Genomic DNA, 21,575 nt, shown 5'->3' with positions numbered 1-21,575 from the left:
GCCTCACAACTTAGGCAGCAGGTGGTCGAGTAACTGTTTGAGCTGATCCAGCAAGAGGTTATCCATTTCAGGATGGAAATGCATAGGGTCTTGGCTGGCGATAGCAAAGATCACCTGGCCACACTGCTGTGACAGGCGGGACAGCGCCACCGAGCCCACCTCGCAGCCAAACAGACGCTTGGACTCGTTTTGGGTGAGACGGCCGAAGTAGTAACCCTGCTTCAGGCGTTCGCTCCAGATGTTCGACAGTTCGCTGTCGATATCATGGACAGTGATCAAACGGACATGGGTAAACTGAAACTGCTTCTGCAACTCGCTCGACAGTATCTGTCTCAGGTCGCCGAGATCTTCGGCCTGCAACAGCTTGAGCGACAAGGCGGTATTGAACATATAGATCTGTTCGTTACGCGAGGCCATGGCCAGCAAGGAGGTGATTTCCTCCTCTAGCTGAGTCACCCTGGATCTGAGCATCTCCTGACGACGCTCCACCAGAGAGACGGCGCCGCGCTGCTCATGGGGGATCCGCATCGCCAACAACAGCTCGGGATAGCGGGCGAAGAAGTCGGGATTGTCGAGCAGGTACTCGCGAATTAAGACTTCATCGAAGGGCAACTCGGCTTTTTTGTTCATCGCATCATTCATTGCTGTATCTGTCCATCGTATACATGTTCAGCAGGCCCCGTCATCCATAGGGGCTTACCCTCGCCTTCCCAGTTAATGGTTAAGCTACCACCGGGAAGATCGACCCGCACGCGTCTGGCGAGCTTGCCTTGCAGTTGGCCCACGGCCACGGCCGCACAGGCGCCGCTGCCACAGGCCAAGGTTTCGGCCGCGCCGCGCTCATACACTCTAAGTTTAATATGGTTTGCATCGACCACCTGCATGAAACCTACGTTCACCCCCTTGGGGAAGCGTTCATGCTTGGTCAGCAGTGAACCTATCCGCTCGACATCGGCGTTGGCTACGTCGTCGACCTCGAGCACGCAGTGGGGATTACCCATAGACACGGCACCGCAGAGGAAGGTCTGCATGCCCTCAGGCATATCGGCCTGCAGCAAGTAGGTCTTCTCCGCCTTCTTGGCATTGAAGGGGATGCGGCTCGGCTCCAGCACAGGGATCCCCATGTTGACCGTGACGCTGCCGTCACGCTCAAGGCGCAAGGTCATCTTGCCAGAAGAGGTACTGACCTTTATTTTCTGCTTGTTGATCAATCCCTTGCTCTTTACGAAGCGCGCAAAACAGCGGGCGCCATTGCCACACTGCTCGACTTCGCTGCCATCGGCATTAAAGATGCGATAGTGAAAATCCAGATCAGGATCATAGGGCGGCTCCACCAACAGGAGCTGATCGAAACCGATGCCGAAGTTGCGATCCGCTAAGCGCTTTATCTGCTCGGGCGAGAAATAGACGTTCTGCGTCACGCCATCGACCACCATAAAGTCATTGCCTAAACCGTGCATCTTGGTGAAATGGATCAAATGTGTTTTCCTTCAAAAAGTAACCGGCCTGCCCTGCTTAAGGGAGGAGTTGTTCACCTTGCCACAATTGCGCGACTTTTTCTCTCTCTCTCACCAAATAATGACGAGCGCCATCCACCATCACCTCGGCGGCGCGGGGGCGAGAGTTATAATTTGATGCCATGGTAAAGCCATAGGCGCCCGACGAGCGCACCGCCAACAGATCATTGGCCTCGATGTTGAGCGACCTGTCTTTGCCTAAGAAGTCCCCCGTCTCACACACTGGGCCTACCACGTCATATTGGCGGGTCTCGCCTGGGCGTGGAACCACAGGGATGATCTTCTGCCAGGCACTATACAGCGAAGGACGAATAAGGTCGTTCATGGCGCCGTCGACCAGGGCGAAATTCTTCTCGGCGTTCTCTTTCAGGTAGAGCACCTGAGTCACGAAGATACCGGCATTGGCGGCAATGGCACGTCCCGGCTCGAAGATGAGCTTAAGGTCGCGTCCCGCGAGTTTACCAAGCAGGGCACTGGCGTAGGCACTCGGCTCCGGCGGCTGCTCGCCATCATAGGTGACCCCCAGACCGCCGCCCACATCCAGGTGCGCAATCTTCACCCCCTGCTCGGCCAGACGGTCGATGAGGGCCAACATGCGATCCATGGCATCGAGGAAAGGCTGTAACTCGGTGAGCTGCGAGCCGATATGGCAATCGGCGCCCTTCACTGCCAGGCCCGGCAATTCATTTGCCCGCAGGAAGATCGCCTCGGCCTCTTCCATGGCGATACCAAACTTGTTCTCTTTCAAGCCGGTCGAGATATAAGGGTGTGTGCCGGCGTCCACATCTGGGTTAACCCTCAGTGATACTGGCGCGACTTTGCCCAGCCTCAGGGCAACCAGATTTAGCTGCTCGAGCTCGGCGGCCGACTCGACATTGAAGCAGTAGATCCCCGCCTCCAGGGCCATCTCCATCTCGGCAACTGTCTTGCCGACGCCAGAGAAGACCACCTTACTCGCCTCACCACCGGCTTCTAATACTCTTGCCAACTCGCCTCCGGAGACGATATCGAAACCACTGCCCAGACGCGCTAACACATTCAGCACCGCCAGATTAGAGTTAGCCTTCACCGCATAGCAGATCATATGGGGATGGTCGGCAACCGCATTGTCGAAGGCATGCCAGTGGCGCTCTAGGGTCGCGCGCGAATAGACATAGAGCGGCGTGCCATAGGTTTCTGCGAGCGAGGCAACGGTACATTGCTCGGAATAGAGTTCATCTTGTTGATAGAGAAAGTGATCCACAGGGCTTAATCCTTATCGTTATTCTGCTCGGTTGCTGGTGTGGGCTGTTCCACCTGCGGCTTCTGGTTGTCTTCTTGCGCTGGCGATTTATACAGAGGACCCTTCTGTCCGCAGCCGCTCAGCACCGCGCTCGCCAACACCATAAGTAAAATCGGTTTCATCTTATTCAACATCAGACATTCCAGTTTCGAGGGGATCACACACGGTAGCCAAAGGGCTCCGTACCTTTTTCATCATGTTTCTCATGATTGTACGCACTATCTCGGCTCGCGGGGGAGAAAAGATGATTTTTACCCCAAACAGGATAAATCCCCGCTAAAACCCATAAAAATCCACTTTTCATAACTCAGGCATCGACCTGACAAACGAATTCCCTGCTCGGCAAAATCTCGCTTTATCGCCATCAAACAGGGCCCTTACCCTTCGCCTGACTCGCCCGCGCACAACCAATATCGAGTCTGTCTGATGTTTGCAGAGATAGGGCCAAAACGTCAAGCTTAACCCAGACTAAAAACCCCGAATGTGAATATTTTTATTCATTGGCAAGCCGAGGCGACCTCCTTAGTTTCTACAAAGCAGAGAGAGATGCAGGCGGCTGGCGACAAACTTCACCTCACAAGGGCCCGGCCAAAGTTAGATATTTGGTAAATTTGGTATTACTATGTGGGCTCTGCAACAACCCACTCCACTGAAGGATGCCCAGATGGCAATGACAGATTCAGAGTATCACCAACTCGCCGACGAAATGTTTACCGCACTTGAAGATGCCATAGAGAACGCAATCGATGAACAAGATGCCGATATCGACATCGATGCCTCAGGCAATGTTTTGCAACTCGAGTTCCAGGACAAGTCCAAGATAGTCATCAATAAGCAAGAACCCCTGCATCAGATCTGGGTAGCGACACAGTTTGGTGGATACCACTTCTCTTACGTCGAGGGTAAATGGCTGGATGAGCGCAGCGATGCGGGCGAATTTATGCCCTTCGTGCTCGCCTCTATCCTGCGTCAGGGCGGCATAGCGCTGAGCCTGTAAGCCGGCGTTAAAATTCGATGGCTGCCTCGTCGACGTTGACCCCAAAGGGCTGCGCCTGCAGGCGGCCATCGACTCTGACCAAACGGAAAAACTGCGGCAGATTAAAGCGTTCGTTATCCAGGTAAGAGTCGGCAAAGGCATGATGATGACTCACCTGACTCACCAGCTCCTCTAGGTTGTTCCCCGGCTGAACATAATGATTCAGTTCATTTTTTTCATCCAGCACAAATACGTCTATCCCCTCCTTGCCCGGGCGCAAGAAGTATTGAATCGCACCTATGGCGGCAAAATCCTGGATCACCTCGGGGATCTTGCTGAAAGGCTCGTTGCCGAGATCCGGCCGCGGCAGCTCGAGCATTCGCTGCTTGGAGAGACGTTGATAGAAGGCCGTGGACTCACTCAAGTCCTGATACACCATGCCCTTGGAGTTGAAGAACAGGCCATATTTTATCCCGCCCACCTGCAAGGGGTGCACCATGGTCGACGAGGTTTTCGCCTTGGTACACATGCGATTAGCTCGGTGAACCAGCTGGCTGATACTGCGCTCTATCTGAGTACTGAGGCGGCTTGAACAGCTCACCACATCCACCTTCACCTGCTGGGGTGCCCGCTGCATGCCAGGGGTGATATACACCAGGGCATCTAAGATGGCTTCGTTACCCTCGAAATGGTGACAGTGCCACTCTCCCCAGCTGTTTTGGCAGATAACATCCAGCGACTGCACCATATTCCTGTGGTGACGCCCCATGGAGAAGATATTGGCGTTCATGTAGTCGAAGATGATCTCCTGCCCCCGCCATAGCTGGGTCTCATCGCGATTGAAATTGATGAGAAACAGCAGCTGACGAAAATGCCACGGCTGACACAGATCCAGCTTAGATGCCCGCCAGCGACGCTCCGCCATGATAGTGGGCAGACGCTTGGCCGCCTTAGTGAGCGCCTTATCCTGGCCTTTGCCTTCGCCATAGGCATACCACTGAGTCTGGGCGGTGGATACGCCATTCAGGCTGGCCCAAATCAATAACTTAGCCTTGCTATGGGAGTGAAATACCGCGCGATTCCCCATGAAGTTTTTCGATTCTGGGGTGCAACGGTAGAGGTAATACTCCTTGGTATTATGGCTGTAGATCACCGTCAGGTGCGCCTCGGCTACCGAGCGGGTCCAGAGCCGGTTGAGGCTGATGATCTGCTTGTCATCCTCGCTAAAATAGGTGTGTAGCTTGCGGGTCAACAGCCCCAACTCGGAGATCTTCAGGCTGTCGCTCAGCTTGTTGGCCGAGGCAAATTGTAAGAGGGTCTGATAACAGCCCAGCATCAACTCATTGAGCTGTTCGTTGAACCACTGCAATTGGCCACAGTGCCAACTGGCGCATTGATCTAAGGTGCGCAGCAGGTTATCGGACCAACCCCAGCGCGTCACCAAGGATTGCAACTTATAGTAACGCCAATCTTTAGGGTGCTCCGCCACCGTCAGTCTGATACCACATTTCAAATAGAAACAGCGACGTACGATCTCGAGGCGCCGTTTATCGTTCTTATATTCCAGATAATGTTCGATCGACTGATACAGGAGAAAATAGGCATCGTTGAAGGCCGAAAAATCCCCCGCCAGGGTGCGTTGCCACACCTGAGTGGTCACCAGGTTACTATTGGGATAATCGCTGGCATAGGCCTCCAGCAGCATTACCTTGAGCAGCGCCTTGTGGGGCTTGTCCAAGCCTTTGTAGAGCTGCCACAGAGATGCACCGAAATACTCGCTGGCGGGCAGGTTACTCACGTCCCCCAGAAAGAGATGGCTCTCGATCGCCTCGGCCCCTGGCCACCAGGCGACCCGCTTACCGCCGAGACAAATCTGGCTGCGGTAAAATTCTTCCAGCAGCAACCAGTGCTGCACGCTGCCGCTGTTTTCGCACCCCAGGCTGGCGGTCTGAACCACGCCGTCACTACTGCTGGAAATAAACTGTTTTGGATGAACCAGATAGATGTTCACTTCGAGATCGTGCTGCCCAAACCAGGCCGTCAGTAGCTGCGACTTATCCTGTAAGGAAGCGATTTCATCGTCGGCCAGGGTTGGGTCATACACCAACCAGACGTCGATATCACTCTTAGGGTTTTGGCCAAAGCTGGCGGTACTGCCCATGGTATAGACGCCATACAGGGCGCTCTGCTGCTGATGGATCACTTGGGGCTCGCTGAGCCCTAAGGTACGGCAGGCCTCGAGGGCATCGTCACTGGGAAAATATTCGAACACGCCGCTTGGCGTCATGGGGCCGTTGTAGCCGGGGAAGTCACTACGATGATAGTGAAATAGCACAGGGATCAGCTGCATCAGATGACGCTGCAGAGGCGTCAACATGGCAAGCGCACGCGCTAAACGCACTTTGTTTAAGCGCTCCGCCGTTGCGATAAAATGCTCTTGCTCTTTCAATTTTAAGCAACCTAGTCCATTTAGCTCACCTATAGCATGCTAACAGCTTAGGCGGAAACAGCAAGTATTTGAGAGCTAGATCACACTTTATCCTCAAGCTGCACAAACCGTAAGCGGGTGAACTTCAAAGAATCGACAGCCATTTCTTACATCTAGCAATTAGCAATGTTAGCATTAGCGCAACTATGGCCTCTGATGGAATATCGAGCATGTCTCAAAACGTCATTCGTATCGCTACACGTAAAAGTCCACTGGCAATGTGGCAAGCTGAATTTGTTAAAGCCGAACTAGAAAAAGCCCATGAGGGATTAGTCGTCGAACTGCTGCCGATGAGCACCAAGGGAGATGTCATCCTGGACACGCCATTGGCAAAGGTAGGTGGTAAAGGCTTGTTCGTTAAAGAGTTGGAAGTTGCCATGCTAGAAGGCAAGGCAGATATCGCCGTGCACTCGATGAAAGATGTGCCGGTCGACTTCCCCGAAGGCCTGGGCCTGCAGGTGATCTGCGAGCGTGAAGATCCCCGCGATGCCTTCGTCTCAAATACCTATAAAAACATCGAAGAGTTACCACAGGGCGCCATTGTCGGCACCTCAAGCCTGAGACGCCAATGCCAGATCCGTGCGGCGCGCCCAGATCTTGAGATCCGCGATCTGCGTGGCAACGTGGGCACTCGCCTGGCCAAGCTAGATGCCGGCAACTATGACGCTATCATTCTGGCGGCCGCTGGCCTGAAACGCCTCAAACTCGAAGACCGTATCGCCAGCTTTATCTCGGCGGAAGACTCGCTACCCGCTAACGGCCAAGGCGCCGTGGGTATCGAATGCCGCACCGACGATGAACGCGTCAAGGCGCTACTTGCACCGCTAGAGCATATCGAAACCCGCTACCGCGTGATCGCCGAGCGCGCCATGAACACTCGCCTGGAAGGTGGCTGTCAGGTGCCAATCGGTGCCTATGCGGAAATCGACGGCGACACCCTGTCGCTGCGCGGCCTGGTAGGTAACCCAGACGGTAGCCAGGTGATCCGCGGCGCAACAAGTGGCGCTAAGCAAGATGCTGAGCAGCTAGGTATTGCACTGGCCGATGAGCTGCTATCTAAAGGCGCCAAAGCCATTTTAGATGCGGTATACGCCAAGTAAAAATGAAGCTACTCCTGACGCGCCCTGAGGGGCGCAATCAGTCTATGGCCGAGGCACTGTCACAACGTGACGTGCCTTTCACCATAGCGCCGCTGCTAGCGGTGGTCGCGAATGATGCCGCGGACCATGAGCACAAGAAAAAGCTTTTCTATCAGTCTGATATCATCATCTTTATCAGCACCAATGCGGTAGAGTATGCCGATATTGCCCTGGCGTCAGCTTGGCCTAAGGATAAGCAATATTTTGCGGTCGGTCAGGCAACCTATTGCGCCCTTAAGGACAAAGGCATTGTGGCCTTTGAGGCCCCCGAGTCTTGCCAGCAAACCGAAGGCCTGCTTACTTTAGCTCAGCTACAAGCCATCACAGGACAACAGATCACCATAGTCCGGGGAGTCGGCGGCCGGGAAACTCTGGCCAGCGAACTGGCAGATAGAGGCGCCAAAGTCGACTACTGGGAGGTCTATCGCCGCGCCTGCCCTCAGCTAGATCCCCACATTCCCTATGAATGGCGAGAGCAAGCAATTGACACCATAGTGATTACCAGTGGTGAAATTCTGGCCAATCTAATTACACTTGTACCTAAAGAATTATTTGCTTGGCTGCACGCATGTCATATTATAGTGCCCAGCGCACGTGTCTATGACCAAGCCATTGCGGCAGGTTTTACACGGGTCACCAATGCAAAAGCAGCAAACCGCGACGCAGTACTCACAGCCTTAGGTTTACAGGATTAAGCCTTCTTACACCGCTGCTCGCCGATGTCGCCCTCGTCTTCAAGGATCTGCCTAAATGGACAAAAATACCCAAGAGAGTAAAGCGGTCGCCACCACAGAGCACGATGAGTCTATCGATGCGACCTTTACCGACACGCCACAGGCCAAATCGACGGCATCCCAGGAGACCAAGCCCGCTCAGTCTGGCGGCGGGGTTTCATGGGGATTTCTCTTTAATCTGGTATTTATCCTATTACTCCTGTTTGCCACGGCAACCGGCGGCTTCTACCTGTATCAGGAGCTGACCCAGCAGAAAGAAAAGACGGCCGCGCTGGCTAAACAGCTGCAACAGGGGCTGGACGATCCGCGCACCCGCATTACCCATCTAGAGCAGCAGCAACGCACAGCAGAAAATCAATTCGATCAAAAACTTGCCCAGCTACAAAGCAAGCAGGGTGAGGTGCAGGATCAGGTTAACAAGTTGGCACAGCGCAACCCCAACCATTGGATGGCCGAGGAAGCCAAATACCTGGTCAGAATGGCGGGCAATAAGCTGTGGCTAGAGAAAGATCCCCAGACGGCACTTAGCCTGCTGGAGGCCGCGGACGATCGCATCGAAACCATGAAAGATCCGTCGCTGACACCGATCCGTAAGGCCTTGGCCCGAGACATGAACGATGTCGCCGCCATCAAGAGTACCGACGTCGCCGGCACTGTACTCAGCCTGGATACCATCATAGAGCGTCTGCCTAAACTCAAGGTCAATCGTAGCGAGTCCAAGATCAACGCCAAAGACGACTCGCTGCAAGTCACCGAATCTATCGACGACTGGCAGAGTAATCTGGCCAAGTCTTGGCAGGCACTCATCGAAGAGTTTGTCATCATACGCAAACGCACCACAGACCCAGCGCCGCTACTGGCGCCCGATCAACAGTGGTATCTTGTTGAAAACATTCGCAACAAGCTCCTGCAGGCACAACTGGCGCTGTTCCGACAGGATCAGGTGAATTACCGTCAGTCGGTGACGCTGGCCAGAAAATGGATCTTCCAGTATTTCGATCTCGACGATAACAAGACCGAGCAGACCCTGGCCGCACTGGATGCCCTGGCCACCCTGGAAATTCAGTCGCCCACCATAGAGCAATTTGCCGCCACGCCACTGCTACAGCAGCTGGTGACCAACGGCAGTCTGATTAAGGATCGGGAGACATCGCTATGATAAGAGCCTTGATCTACCTGGTAATCGTCATCATAGGCCTAATCGCCAGCCCCTATCTCTCCTGGCTAAAAGGCTATATCTATATCGCTATTGGCGACTATGAACTGGAAACCAGTCTGGTATTTGCCATTTTTGCCGCCGTCATGTTCTACGTGGGGCTGGTATTGTTGGAGATGCTGGTCGTCTGGACCATAAACTTGGTCCTAAACAGCCGCCTGCTACCGGAAAAGTGGCGTCGTAAGGCAGCCAGAAAACATACTCTCACAGGCGCCTTAGCCCTGGCCGAAGAAGATTGGTCGACCGCCGAAAAGGCGATGGCCCGCGGCGCCGATAAGGGCGAGATCCCGGCGTTGAACCTGCTGGCCGCCGCCCGCGCCGCCCAGCACAGAAACGATCATGACGCCCGTGACCATTACCTCAACGAGGCGGCCAAAGATCCTGCGGCCTACAAGGCGGTACTCACGACTCGAGTAAGATACCTGCTTCAACAAGGCGAACTCACCCGGGCACGCGCCCTGCTGGACGAGCTCAACCCGACCAGCAAAAGCAAGCCACCGGTATTGGGCTTGGCACTCGATCTCTATCGCACCCAGCAAGATTGGTCGGCCCTCAAACTGCTGCTTCCCATCGTTAAGAAGCGCGGCATCATAGACGAAACCGAGCATCAAGAACTTAACGCCGAGGTTAACCTGGAGCTGCTAAAGCAAGCTGCGGGGCAGAACGAACAGGCATTGGAAAAAGCCTGGCACTGGCTTTCCCGCGCAGAACGTAAGCAAACCGAGTTTATTGCACAATATGCCCTGGGCCTCGCCAAATTTGAGCGCAGAGACGAGGCGATAAAGCTGTTGATGAAACAGGCGAAACAGCAGCCCACGCAGGCGATCTTCGACGCCCTGCCCCAGGTGCTGACGCCAGCGGATCTCGACGCGAGAAAGCAACTTTTTGAACTTGAAAAGAAACTCGGCGAGCAAACCGAATACCAGGCCTGTATCGCCGCGCTGTACGATCAAAGCAAGGAGTTCAGAGAGTCTCAAAAGTGGTGGGCTAAAGTCTGCCAGCAATCCCCCACCAAACAGCGCTGGCTGGCGCTTGCCGAGGCCTGCGAACACTTGGGTGAACAGAACCAGGCACTGCAGAATTACCGAAAAGCGGCAATTTTTTGACGCTTTTTTATACTGTTTTCAACTAAGAAACCACCTTTACTGGTGGTTTTTTATTTATAAAAATGCCCCCAACCAGCTTCCTTACATATAACCCGCATTAAAACAATTAATTAGTTGTATTTTTATAAAAACACACTATTTCACCCTATTTTTCCCTTAATTACCGCTATTTGACAGCTATCCAATGCCAACCACACTTAAAGAGCTAAACCACGTGGATATACCAATAGCAAGCGCAAAACAGAACTCTTTTGCTCTTGATTTTACTCTTTAGTAGAGCGAGACATGATTATGGGTGCTTCAATCACAACACAGGATGCAGTAGTTGTTAACCTTGTAGGCGAACTCAAGGTTAAAGATGAACAAGGAAATATCAGAGAGGTAAAAATAGGCGACCTGATCCATGCCGGGGAGCAACTTATATTTTCACCCAATGCTAAGTTTAATCTTGAATATGAAGATGGCTCATCAACGACCCAAGCCAACTTGATGCAAGACACGCTTAATCAAGATACAACCGTGAGCCAGGACACCAGTCAGGGACAACAGAGCGACGCCGCGCCGCAAACCGACACGCCAGTAGCCCTGGATCCTGAAATCGCCGCGCTGCAGGCGCAGATATTGGCCGGTGAAGATCCTACCCAAGGACTGCCTGAAACCGCTGCCGGAGCCGGCACGCCGACCAACCAGGGGGACGCTTACTTCGTCTCCGTCGGCCGAACCGGTGATGAGACACTCGCCGATGCTGGTTGGGACACAGCAGGCTTCCCACTGACGCCAGATACCACGGTTGAAGAGGTGATCATTCCCGAGCTTCAACCCAGTGCGCCCACTGTCTCCTCTGCGACCTTCTCGCTATTTGAGGCCAACCTGGCCCAGGGTAGTTCACCTTCTGCACTACTCACCAATTTTGCCAACAGCATTCAAACAGCTGCAGATGCAGGTATTAGCAGCCTGACCATTAACGGCATCAATATCATTAGTGGCGGCCAATTTGCTGGCCCCATAGTAATCAACACGCCCAATGGTGTCCTCACCATCACCGGCTTTGACAGCGCGTCGGGACAATTTACCTACGACTACGCTTTCAATAGCTCAGCCGATCACAGCGCTGGCGATCAGCTGCAGTTCCTGTTCAATATAGAGTTGGTCGATAACCAAGGCGATATCGCCACAGGTACCATTACCGTCAATATTATCGACGATCAGCCAGAAGGGTTCGCCGACAGCAACGCCGTCACAGAAGATACGGCTATAGTGGCAACAGGCAACGTACTCGGCAACGACATACAAGGTGCAGACTCAGCAGAGGTTACCGCTGTCACTAACAGCCAAGGCACCTCAATTAGCCTTGGTGAAACCAATAGCATCCAAGGTCAGTTCGGGGTACTCACCCTGTTTGCCGATGGTAGCTATAACTATCAACTCAACAATGGATCCAGCGCTGTACAATCACTCGCACTAGGCCAGCAGATAACCGAAACCTTTAACTACCTGCTAACCGATAGCGATGGCGACTCAGTACTCGTCCCGCTAACCATTACCATTACAGGTACTAATGACACTCCCATCATCACCTCGAACATTGAAGCCGCCACCGGTAGCGTACTGGAAGCCGGCGTCATGGATGGTGGTAACGTGCCTGAGCCTGGCAGCCTGGTCACCGGCGGCACCTTAACCGCAGCAGATGTGGACAACGGCGCCAGCTGGACCTGGAGCGGTGTGCCTCAGGTCAGCGACTACGGTACCTTCAGCATCAACGCCAGCACCGGGGAGTGGAGCTACACCCTGGCCGATAACGCCCTGGTCAATGCCCTCGCCCAAGGCGAAACCCATGAGGAGACCTTCCTGGTCACCGTCACCGACGAGCACGGTGCCTACAGCACCCAGCTGGTCACGGTCACCGTTACCGGTACCAACGATATTCCGGTCATCACCTCGAACATTGAAGCCGCCACCGGTAGCGTACTGGAAGCGGGCGTCATGGATGGTGGTAACGTGCCTGAGCCTGGCAGCCTGGTCACCGGCGGCACCTTAACCGCAGCAGATGTGGACAACGGCGCCAGCTGGACCTGGAGCGGTGTGCCTCAGGTCAGCGACTACGGTACCTTCAGCATCAACGCCAGCACCGGTGAGTGGAGCTACACCCTGGCCGATAACGCCCTGGTCAATGCCCTCGCCCAAGGCGAGACCCATGAAGAGACCTTCCTGGTCACCGTCACCGACGAGCACGGTGCCTACAGCACCCAGCTGGTCACGGTCACCGTTACCGGTACCAACGATATTCCGGTCATCACCTCGAACATTGAAGCCGCCACCGGTAGCGTACTGGAAGCGGGCGTCATGGATGGTGGTAACGTGCCTGAGCCTGGCAGCCTGGTCACCGGCGGCACCTTAACCGCAGCAGATGTGGACAACGGCGCCAGCTGGACCTGGAGCGGTGTGCCTCAGGTCAGCGACTACGGTACCTTCAGCATCAACGCCAGCACCGGTGAGTGGAGCTACACCCTGGCCGATAACGCCCTGGTCAATGCCCTCGCCCAAGGCGAGACCCATGAAGAGACCTTCCTGGTCACCGTCACCGACGAGCACGGTGCCTACAGCACCCAGCTGGTCACGGTCACCGTTACCGGTACCAACGATATTCCGGTCATCACCTCGAACATTGAAGCCGCCACCGGTAGCGTACTGGAAGCGGGCGTCATGGATGGTGGTAACGTGCCTGAGCCTGGCAGCCTGGTCACCGGCGGCACCTTAACCGCAGCAGATGTGGACAACGGCGCCAGCTGGACCTGGAGCGGTGTGCCTCAGGTCAGCGACTACGGTACCTTCAGCATCAACGCCAGCACCGGTGAGTGGAGCTACACCCTGGCCGATAACGCCCTGGTCGATGCCCTCGCCCAAGGCGAGACCCATGAGGAGACCTTCCTGGTCACCGTCACCGACGAGCACGGTGCCTACAGCACCCAGCTGGTCACGGTCACCGTTACCGGTACCAACGATATTCCGGTCATCACCTCGAACATTGAAGCCGCCACCGGTAGCGTACTGGAAGCGGGCGTCATGGATGGTGGTAACGTGCCTGAGCCTGGCAGCCTGGTCACCGGCGGCACCTTAACCGCAGCAGATGTGGACAACGGCGCCAGCTGGACCTGGAGCGGTGTGCCTCAGGTCAGCGATTACGGTACCTTCAGCATCAACGCCAGCACCGGTGAGTGGAGCTACACCCTGGCCGATAACGCCCTGGTCAATGCCCTCGCCCAAGGCGAAACCCATGAGGAGACCTTCCTGGTCACCGTCACCGACGAGCACGGTGCCTACAGCACCCAGCTGGTCACGGTCACCGTTACCGGTACCAACGATATTCCGGTCATCACCTCGAACATTGAAGCCGCCACCGGTAGCGTACTGGAAGCGGGCGTCATGGATGGTGGTAACGTGCCTGAGCCTGGCAGCCTGGTCACCGGCGGCACCTTAACCGCAGCAGATGTGGACAACGGCGCCAGCTGGACCTGGAGCGGTGTGCCTCAGGTCAGCGACTACGGTACCTTCAGCATCAACGCCAGCACCGGTGAGTGGAGCTACACCCTGGCCGATAACGCCCTGGTCAATGCCCTCGCCCAAGGCGAGACCCATGAAGAGACCTTCCTGGTCACCGTCACCGACGAGCACGGTGCCTACAGCACCCAGCTGGTCACGGTCACCGTTACCGGTACCAACGATATTCCGGTCATCACCTCGAACATTGAAGCCGCCACCGGTAGCGTACTGGAAGCGGGCGTCATGGATGGTGGTAACGTGCCTGAGCCTGGCAGCCTGGTCACCGGCGGCACCTTAACCGCAGCAGATGTGGACAACGGCGCCAGCTGGACCTGGAGCGGTGTGCCTCAGGTCAGCGACTACGGTACCTTCAGCATCAACGCCAGCACCGGTGAGTGGAGCTACACCCTGGCCGATAACGCCCTGGTCAATGCCCTCGCCCAAGGCGAGACCCATGAAGAGACCTTCCTGGTCACCGTCACCGACGAGCACGGTGCCTACAGCACCCAGCTGGTCACGGTCACCGTTACCGGTACCAACGATATTCCGGTCATCACCTCGAACATTGAAGCCGCCACCGGTAGCGTACTGGAAGCGGGCGTCATGGATGGTGGTAACGTGCCTGAGCCTGGCAGCCTGGTCACCGGCGGCACCTTAACCGCAGCAGATGTGGACAACGGCGCCAGCTGGACCTGGAGCGGTGTGCCTCAGGTCAGCGACTACGGTACCTTCAGCATCAACGCCAGCACCGGTGAGTGGAGCTACACCCTGGCCGATAACGCCCTGGTCGATGCCCTCGCCCAAGGCGAGACCCATGAGGAGACCTTCCTGGTCACCGTCACCGACGAGCACGGTGCCTACAGCACCCAGCTGGTCACGGTCACCGTTACCGGTACCAACGATATTCCGGTCATCACCTCGAACATTGAAGCCGCCACCGGTAGCGTACTGGAAGCGGGCGTCATGGATGGTGGTAACGTGCCTGAGCCTGGCAGCCTGGTCACCGGCGGCACCTTAACCGCAGCAGATGTGGACAACGGCGCCAGCTGGACCTGGAGCGGTGTGCCTCAGGTCAGCGATTACGGTACCTTCAGCATCAACGCCAGCACCGGTGAGTGGAGCTACACCCTGGCCGATAACGCCCTGGTCAATGCCCTCGCCCAAGGCGAAACCCATGAGGAGACCTTCCTGGTCACCGTCACCGACGAGCACGGTGCCTACAGCACCCAGCTGGTCACGGTCACCGTTACCGGTACCAACGATATTCCGGTCATCACCTCGAACATTGAAGCCGCCACCGGTAGCGTACTGGAAGCCGGCGTCATGGATGGTGGTAACGTGCCTGAGCCTGGCAGCCTGGTCACCGGCGGCACCTTAACCGCAGCAGATGTGGACAACGGCGCCAGCTGGACCTGGAGCGGTGTGCCTCAGGTCAGCGACTACGGTACCTTCAGCATCAACGCCAGCACCGGGGAGTGGAGCTACACCCTGGCCGATAACGCCCTGGTCGATGCCCTCGCCCAAGGCGAGACCCATGAAGAGACCTTCCTGGTCACCGTCACCGACGAGCACGGTGCCTACAGCACCCAGCTGGTCACGGTCACCGTTACCGGTACCAACGATATTCCGGTCATCACCTCGAACATTGAAGCCGCCACCGGTAGCGTACTGGAAGCGGGCGTCATGGATGGTGGTAACGTGCCTGAGCCTGGCAGCCTGGTCACCGGCGGCACCTTAACCGCAGCAGATGTGGACAACGGCGCCAGCTGGACCTGGAGCGGTGTGCCTCAGGTCAGCGACTACGGTACCTTCAGCATCAACGCCAGCACCGGTGAGTGGAGCTACACCCTGGCCGATAACGCCCTGGTCAATGCCCTCGCCCAAGGCGAGACCCATGAAGAGACCTTCCTGGTCACCGTCACCGACGAGCACGGTGCCTACAGCACCCAGCTGGTCACGGTCACCGTTACCGGTACCAACGATATTCCGGTCATCACCTCGAACATTGAAGCCGCCACCGGTAGCGTACTGGAAGCGGGCGTCATGGATGGTGGTAACGTGCCTGAGCCTGGCAGCCTGGTCACCGGCGGCACCTTAACCGCAGCAGATGTGGACAACGGCGCCAGCTGGACCTGGAGCGGTGTGCCTCAGGTCAGCGACTACGGTACCTTCAGCATCAACGCCAGCACCGGTGAGTGGAGCTACACCCTGGCCGATAACGCCCTGGTCGATGCCCTCGCCCAAGGCGAGACCCATGAGGAGACCTTCCTGGTCACCGTCACCGACGAGCACGGTGCCTACAGCACCCAGCTGGTCACGGTCACCGTTACCGGTACCAACGATATTCCGGTCATCACCTCGAACATTGAAGCCGCCACCGGTAGCGTACTGGAAGCGGGCGTCATGGATGGTGGTAACGTGCCTGAGCCTGGCAGCCTGGTCACCGGCGGCACCTTAACCGCAGCAGATGTGGACAACGGCGCCAGCTGGACCTGGAGCGGTGTGCCTCAGGTCAGCGATTACGGTACCTTCAGCATCAACGCCAGCACCGGTGAGTGGAGCTACACCCTGGCCGATAACGCCCTGGTCAATGCCCTCGCCCAAGGCGAAACCCATGAGGAGACCTTCCTGGTCACCGTCACCGACGAGCACGGTGCCTACAGCACCCAGCTGGTCACGGTCACCGTTACCGGTACCAACGATATTCCGGTCATCACCTCGAACATTGAAGCCGCCACCGGTAGCGTACTGGAAGCGGGCGTCATGGATGGTGGTAACGTGCCTGAGCCTGGCAGCCTGGTCACCGGCGGCACCTTAACCGCAGCAGATGTGGACAACGGCGCCAGCTGGACCTGGAGCGGTGTGCCTCAGGTCAGCGACTACGGTACCTTCAGCATCAACGCCAGCACCGGTGAGTGGAGCTACACCCTGGCCGATAACGCCCTGGTCGATGCCCTCGCCCAAGGCGAGACCCATGAGGAGACCTTCCTGGTCACCGTCACCGACGAGCACGGTGCCTACAGCACCCAGCTGGTCACGGTCACCGTTACCGGTACCAACGATATTCCGGTCATCACCTCGAACATTGAAGCCGCCACCGGTAGCGTACTGGAAGCGGGCGTCATGGATGGTGGTAACGTGCCTGAGCCTGGCAGCCTGGTCACCGGCGGCACCTTAACCGCAGCAGATGTGGACAACGGCGCCAGCTGGACCTGGAGCGGTGTGCCTCAGGTCAGCGATTACGGTACCTTCAGCATCAACGCCAGCACCGGTGAGTGGAGCTACACCCTGGCCGATAACGCCCTGGTCAATGCCCTCGCCCAAGGCGAGACCCATGAGGAGACCTTCCTGGTCACCGTCACCGACGAGCACGGTGCCTACAGCACCCAGCTGGTCACGGTCACCGTTACCGGTACCAACGATATTCCGGTCATCACCTCAAACATTGAAGCCGCCACCGGTAGCGTACTGGAAGCCGGCGTCATGGATGGTGGTAACGTGCCTGAGCCTGGCAGCCTGGTCACCGGCGGCACCTTAACCGCAGCAGATGTGGACAACGGCGCCAGCTGGACCTGGAGCGGTGTGCCTCAGGTCAGCGACTACGGTACCTTCAGCATCAACGCCAGCACCGGGGAGTGGAGCTACACCCTGGCCGATAACGCCCTGGTCAATGCCCTCGCCCAAGGCGAGACCCATGAAGAGACCTTCCTGGTCACCGTCACCGACGAGCACGGTGCCTACAGCACCCAGCTGGTCACGGTCACCGTTACCGGTACCAACGATATTCCGGTCATCACCTCGAACATTGAAGCCGCCACCGGTAGCGTACTGGAAGCGGGCGTCATGGATGGTGGTAACGTGCCTGAGCCTGGCAGCCTGGTCACCGGCGGCACCTTAACCGCAGCAGATGTGGACAACGGCGCCAGCTGGACCTGGAGCGGTGTGCCTCAGGTCAGCGACTACGGTACCTTCAGCATCAACGCCAGCACCGGGGAGTGGAGCTACACCCTGGCCGATAACGCCCTGGTCAATGCCCTCGCCCAAGGCGAAACCCATGAGGAGACCTTCCTGGTCACCGTCACCGACGAGCACGGTGCCTACAGCACCCAGCTGGTCACGGTCACCGTTACCGGTACCAACGATATTCCGGTCATCACCTCGAACATTGAAGCCGCCACCGGTAGCGTACTGGAAGCGGGCGTCATGGATGGTGGTAACGTGCCTGAGCCTGGCAGCCTGGTCACCGGCGGCACCTTAACCGCAGCAGATGTGGACAACGGCGCCAGCTGGACCTGGAGCGGTGTGCCTCAGGTCAGCGACTACGGTACCTTCAGCATCAACGCCAGCACCGGGGAGTGGAGCTACACCCTGGCCGATAACGCCCTGGTCAATGCCCTCGCCCAAGGCGAGACCCATGAAGAGACCTTCCTGGTCACCGTCACCGACGAGCACGGTGCCTACAGCACCCAGCTGGTCACGGTCACCGTTACCGGTACCAACGATATTCCGGTCATCACCTCGAACATTGAAGCCGCCACCGGTAGCGTACTGGAAGCGGGCGTCATGGATGGTGGTAACGTGCCTGAGCCTGGCAGCCTGGTCACCGGCGGCACCTTAACCGCAGCAGATGTGGACAACGGCGCCAGCTGGACCTGGAGCGGTGTGCCTCAGGTCAGCGATTACGGTACCTTCAGCATCAACGCCAGCACCGGTGAGTGGAGCTACACCCTGGCCGATAACGCCCTGGTCAATGCCCTCGCCCAAGGCGAAACCCATGAGGAGACCTTCCTGGTCACCGTCACCGACGAGCACGGTGCCTACAGCACCCAGCTGGTCACGGTCACCGTTACCGGTACCAACGATATTCCGGTCATCACCTCGAACATTGAAGCCGCCACCGGTAGCGTACTGGAAGCGGGCGTCATGGATGGTGGTAACGTGCCTGAGCCTGGCAGCCTGGTCACCGGCGGCACCTTAACCGCAGCAGATGTGGACAACGGCGCCAGCTGGACCTGGAGCGGTGTGCCTCAGGTCAGCGACTACGGTACCTTCAGCATCAACGCCAGCACCGGGGAGTGGAGCTACACCCTGGCCGATAACGCCCTGGTCAATGCCCTCGCCCAAGGCGAGACCCATGAAGAGACCTTCCTGGTCACCGTCACCGACGAGCACGGTGCCTACAGCACCCAGCTGGTCACGGTCACCGTTACCGGTACCAACGATATTCCGGTCATCACCTCGAACATTGAAGCCGCCACCGGTAGCGTACTGGAAGCGGGCGTCATGGATGGTGGTAACGTGCCTGAGCCTGGCAGCCTGGTCACCGGCGGCACCTTAACCGCAGCAGATGTGGACAACGGCGCCAGCTGGACCTGGAGCGGTGTGCCTCAGGTCAGCGATTACGGTACCTTCAGCATCAACGCCAGCACCGGTGAGTGGAGCTACACCCTGGCCGATAACGCCCTGGTCAATGCCCTCGCCCAAGGCGAAACCCATGAGGAGACCTTCCTGGTCACCGTCACCGACGAGCACGGTGCCTACAGCACCCAGCTGGTCACGGTCACCGTTACCGGTACCAACGATATTCCGGTGCTTACGATTGATAAGACAAGTGGCTTGGTCACCGAAGATGACTCAGACCCAATGTTGACCGATACAGGAACGTTAAGTTTTACAGATGTAGACGATGAGTATTTACCAGAATATGTAGGCCATGATCTGTCTGCTAGTTATGTCGCTAACAGCTTAATGTGGAGTGGAGGCGATATAACAGACGTCCTGAGCGCCGATCAAATTCAAGCGCTCATCGACGGATTTAGCGTTTATCAAGATCATTGGGATTACTCAATTCTCAACTCACTAGTGCAGTTCCTAGCAGCCAATGAAACCATTACTCTTAGCTTCGATGTCACAGTGACAGACAAGCATGGGGCTTACGATACCCAAACGGTCACTATCACCATTAATGGTAATAATGATCCGATTGAGGGTGAGTTTGCTAAAGAGATCTGGGTACCCGCCTCACTTGCAGAAATAGCCATACCTTATCTAGATGGTTATCCGCTTGGTATCGATGTGCCAACGGATCAGGACTATAACGATGTCATTACCATTACTGGATTAAGTCTATCCTTCGTTGATCCCGACGAAACAGCCGACATAGGTGAGATCTGGTACGTCGATGACGATACGGGCGTATTAACCCTGTATGACTTCGATAATCCAGTCGTGCTTTCTGCTTCAGAGCTAGGTAGCCTGGTGTATGTCCCAGGAGATAATGCAGGCATTGAAGATCAACTGGATATCAATCTAACCTTCACGGTCAACTCAGGTTCCGACAGCGTCGATGGCAACTTTGTCATACATACGGTTCCAGCAAATAGCCTGGGCGGAAATACCGTACTAATCGGTGATGGCTCATCACCATTGACGTCAGGTAATGACCAAGATGCTTATCTGACTGTCAGCAGTGCATTTGCCAGCGCCATTAACTTAGATCCAAGCAGCGGTGCTTTAGACCTATTTACCGATTTCCAAAAATCACCTTTCGACATCCCAATTCCTAACGGCGAGATTGGTGGACAGACTGGCATTGAAAGGGAGGAAGAAGTATCTGTAAGGCTGACCATTAACGGTATCACCTTTATTGTGATAGCGGCAGCAAATGGCGTAACGGATTGGTTTTATGACGCTAATTCCGGTTTGATGAGTGCTCACATATCTTATACAAACATTCTAATGGAATCTGACAATAGCATCACCCTGGCCGATTATCTCGGTGCCAATCCTGTCGATCCAGGTGATGTTTGGACCATTACTTACTTGGATAATGATGGCGGCTCTTATCAGGCACGCTTTGTTCAGGCAACCTTTACCCATGAATTGCTCCCTGATACCGCAGTTACGGTCACAGGAACTGATAATGTAGATAACCTCATTTTCGGTACTACAGAAGGAGACTCATTAACTGGGGCAAACCTTGATGACGAAATTTATGGTCGAGAAGGTAACGACTCCATATTCGGATTGGAAGGCGACGATCAACTCATCGGTGGCTCTGGTGACGATCTGATCGAAGGCGGAAGTGGTAATGACATCATCTTAGGAGGCCTAGGAAACGACACTATCGATGGCGGCATAGGCGCCGATATACTCATTGGTGGTGCGGGCAGCGACACCATAAATGCAGGTATAGATAGCGATATAGATACCTTTGTTTGGGATGTTGGGTCCGATGACAACAGCATAGATACTGTGCTCAACTTCGATATCAGTATGGATAAGCTAGATTTGTCTGCCATATTGGTTGATGAAGAGAGTGGTGTATATGCTTTAGATCAATACTTAGCGTTCAATTTCAGTGGTGGTAACACTGAGATCTCTGTTGATGCCAACCATGATGGAGTGGTGGATCTCACTATAGTATTGAACAATGTTGACTTAACCAATAACAACACCTTAAGTGATGCTCAGATCATCAACAACCTACTCGGTAACGAAAATTTGGTAATTGATACAATTCCATAACAGCTGACATTATCGCGACACCCTGTAAGGCCAAGCCCTAACAATTAGTG

Annotated in this window: 11 protein-coding genes; 6 read left to right on the top strand and 5 right to left on the bottom strand. The window is 55.9% G+C overall.

What is annotated here, in order from left to right; genetic code table 11:
- Positions 1 to 3: 3 nt before the first annotated feature.
- Genes K0H80_RS01630 through lptM form a run of 4 tightly spaced genes read right to left on the bottom strand, consistent with a single transcriptional unit; the run spans position 4 to position 2,921 of the window.
- Positions 4 to 642, bottom strand: coding sequence for a DUF484 family protein (locus tag K0H80_RS01630; protein WP_041406294.1), 639 nt, complete (start codon positions 640 to 642; stop codon positions 4 to 6).
- Positions 639 to 1,478, bottom strand: a complete 840-nt coding sequence (gene dapF / locus K0H80_RS01625) for a diaminopimelate epimerase (protein ID WP_011864129.1) — start codon at positions 1,476 to 1,478, stop codon at positions 639 to 641. The genes K0H80_RS01630 and dapF overlap by 4 nt, the downstream gene beginning before the upstream one ends.
- Before the next feature lie 37 nt (positions 1,479 to 1,515).
- The gene (gene lysA, locus K0H80_RS01620; protein WP_220072861.1) at positions 1,516 to 2,760 is read right to left on the bottom strand and encodes a diaminopimelate decarboxylase; all 1,245 of its coding nucleotides are present in this window, start codon (positions 2,758 to 2,760) and stop codon (positions 1,516 to 1,518) included.
- Between the two features lie 5 nt (positions 2,761 to 2,765).
- Positions 2,766 to 2,921: an LPS translocon maturation chaperone LptM gene (gene lptM / locus K0H80_RS01615; RefSeq protein ID WP_258406152.1), complete on the bottom strand. Its 156-nt coding sequence runs from the start codon at positions 2,919 to 2,921 to the stop codon at positions 2,766 to 2,768.
- A 542-nt stretch (positions 2,922 to 3,463) separates the two neighbouring features.
- On the opposite strand from lptM, the gene cyaY reads away from it, so the two are divergent.
- On the top strand, positions 3,464 to 3,796 hold the full coding sequence (gene cyaY, locus K0H80_RS01610; RefSeq protein WP_041406290.1) for an iron donor protein CyaY: 333 nt from the start codon (positions 3,464 to 3,466) through the stop codon (positions 3,794 to 3,796).
- A gap of 7 nt (positions 3,797 to 3,803) precedes the next feature.
- On the opposite strand, the gene K0H80_RS01605 is transcribed toward cyaY, so the two are convergent.
- On the bottom strand, positions 3,804 to 6,224 hold the full coding sequence (locus tag K0H80_RS01605) for a class I adenylate cyclase (RefSeq protein ID WP_220072859.1): 2,421 nt from the start codon (positions 6,222 to 6,224) through the stop codon (positions 3,804 to 3,806).
- Between the two features lie 209 nt (positions 6,225 to 6,433).
- Here K0H80_RS01605 and hemC point away from each other — a divergent pair, with 209 nt between their 5' ends.
- The 5 genes from hemC to K0H80_RS01580 all read left to right on the top strand — a co-directional run bounded on the left by hemC (position 6,434) and on the right by K0H80_RS01580 (position 21,525).
- Positions 6,434 to 7,363, top strand: coding sequence for a hydroxymethylbilane synthase (hemC, locus tag K0H80_RS01600; protein ID WP_144200113.1), 930 nt, complete (start codon positions 6,434 to 6,436; stop codon positions 7,361 to 7,363).
- A gap of 2 nt (positions 7,364 to 7,365) precedes the next feature.
- Positions 7,366 to 8,097 carry a uroporphyrinogen-III synthase gene (locus K0H80_RS01595; RefSeq protein WP_220072858.1) on the top strand — a complete coding sequence of 244 codons (732 nt, stop codon included), beginning with the start codon at positions 7,366 to 7,368 and terminating at the stop codon, positions 8,095 to 8,097.
- A gap of 55 nt (positions 8,098 to 8,152) precedes the next feature.
- Entirely contained in the window at positions 8,153 to 9,295 is a 1,143-nt protein-coding gene (locus K0H80_RS01590) for a uroporphyrinogen-III C-methyltransferase (RefSeq protein WP_220072857.1), read from the top strand.
- A complete protein-coding gene (locus K0H80_RS01585) occupies positions 9,292 to 10,458 on the top strand; it encodes a heme biosynthesis HemY N-terminal domain-containing protein (protein WP_220072856.1) in 1,167 nt (388 codons plus the stop codon). The genes K0H80_RS01590 and K0H80_RS01585 overlap by 4 nt, the downstream gene beginning before the upstream one ends.
- Before the next feature lie 291 nt (positions 10,459 to 10,749).
- Positions 10,750 to 21,525, top strand: coding sequence for a retention module-containing protein (locus tag K0H80_RS01580; RefSeq protein ID WP_220072855.1), 10,776 nt, complete (start codon positions 10,750 to 10,752; stop codon positions 21,523 to 21,525).
- Positions 21,526 to 21,575: the final 50 nt, after the last annotated feature.

The sequence above is a fragment of the Shewanella aegiceratis genome, assembly GCF_019457495.1.
Lineage (GTDB): Bacteria > Pseudomonadota > Gammaproteobacteria > Enterobacterales > Shewanellaceae > Shewanella > Shewanella loihica.
This window is presented reverse-complemented; position numbering and strand designations above follow the sequence as displayed.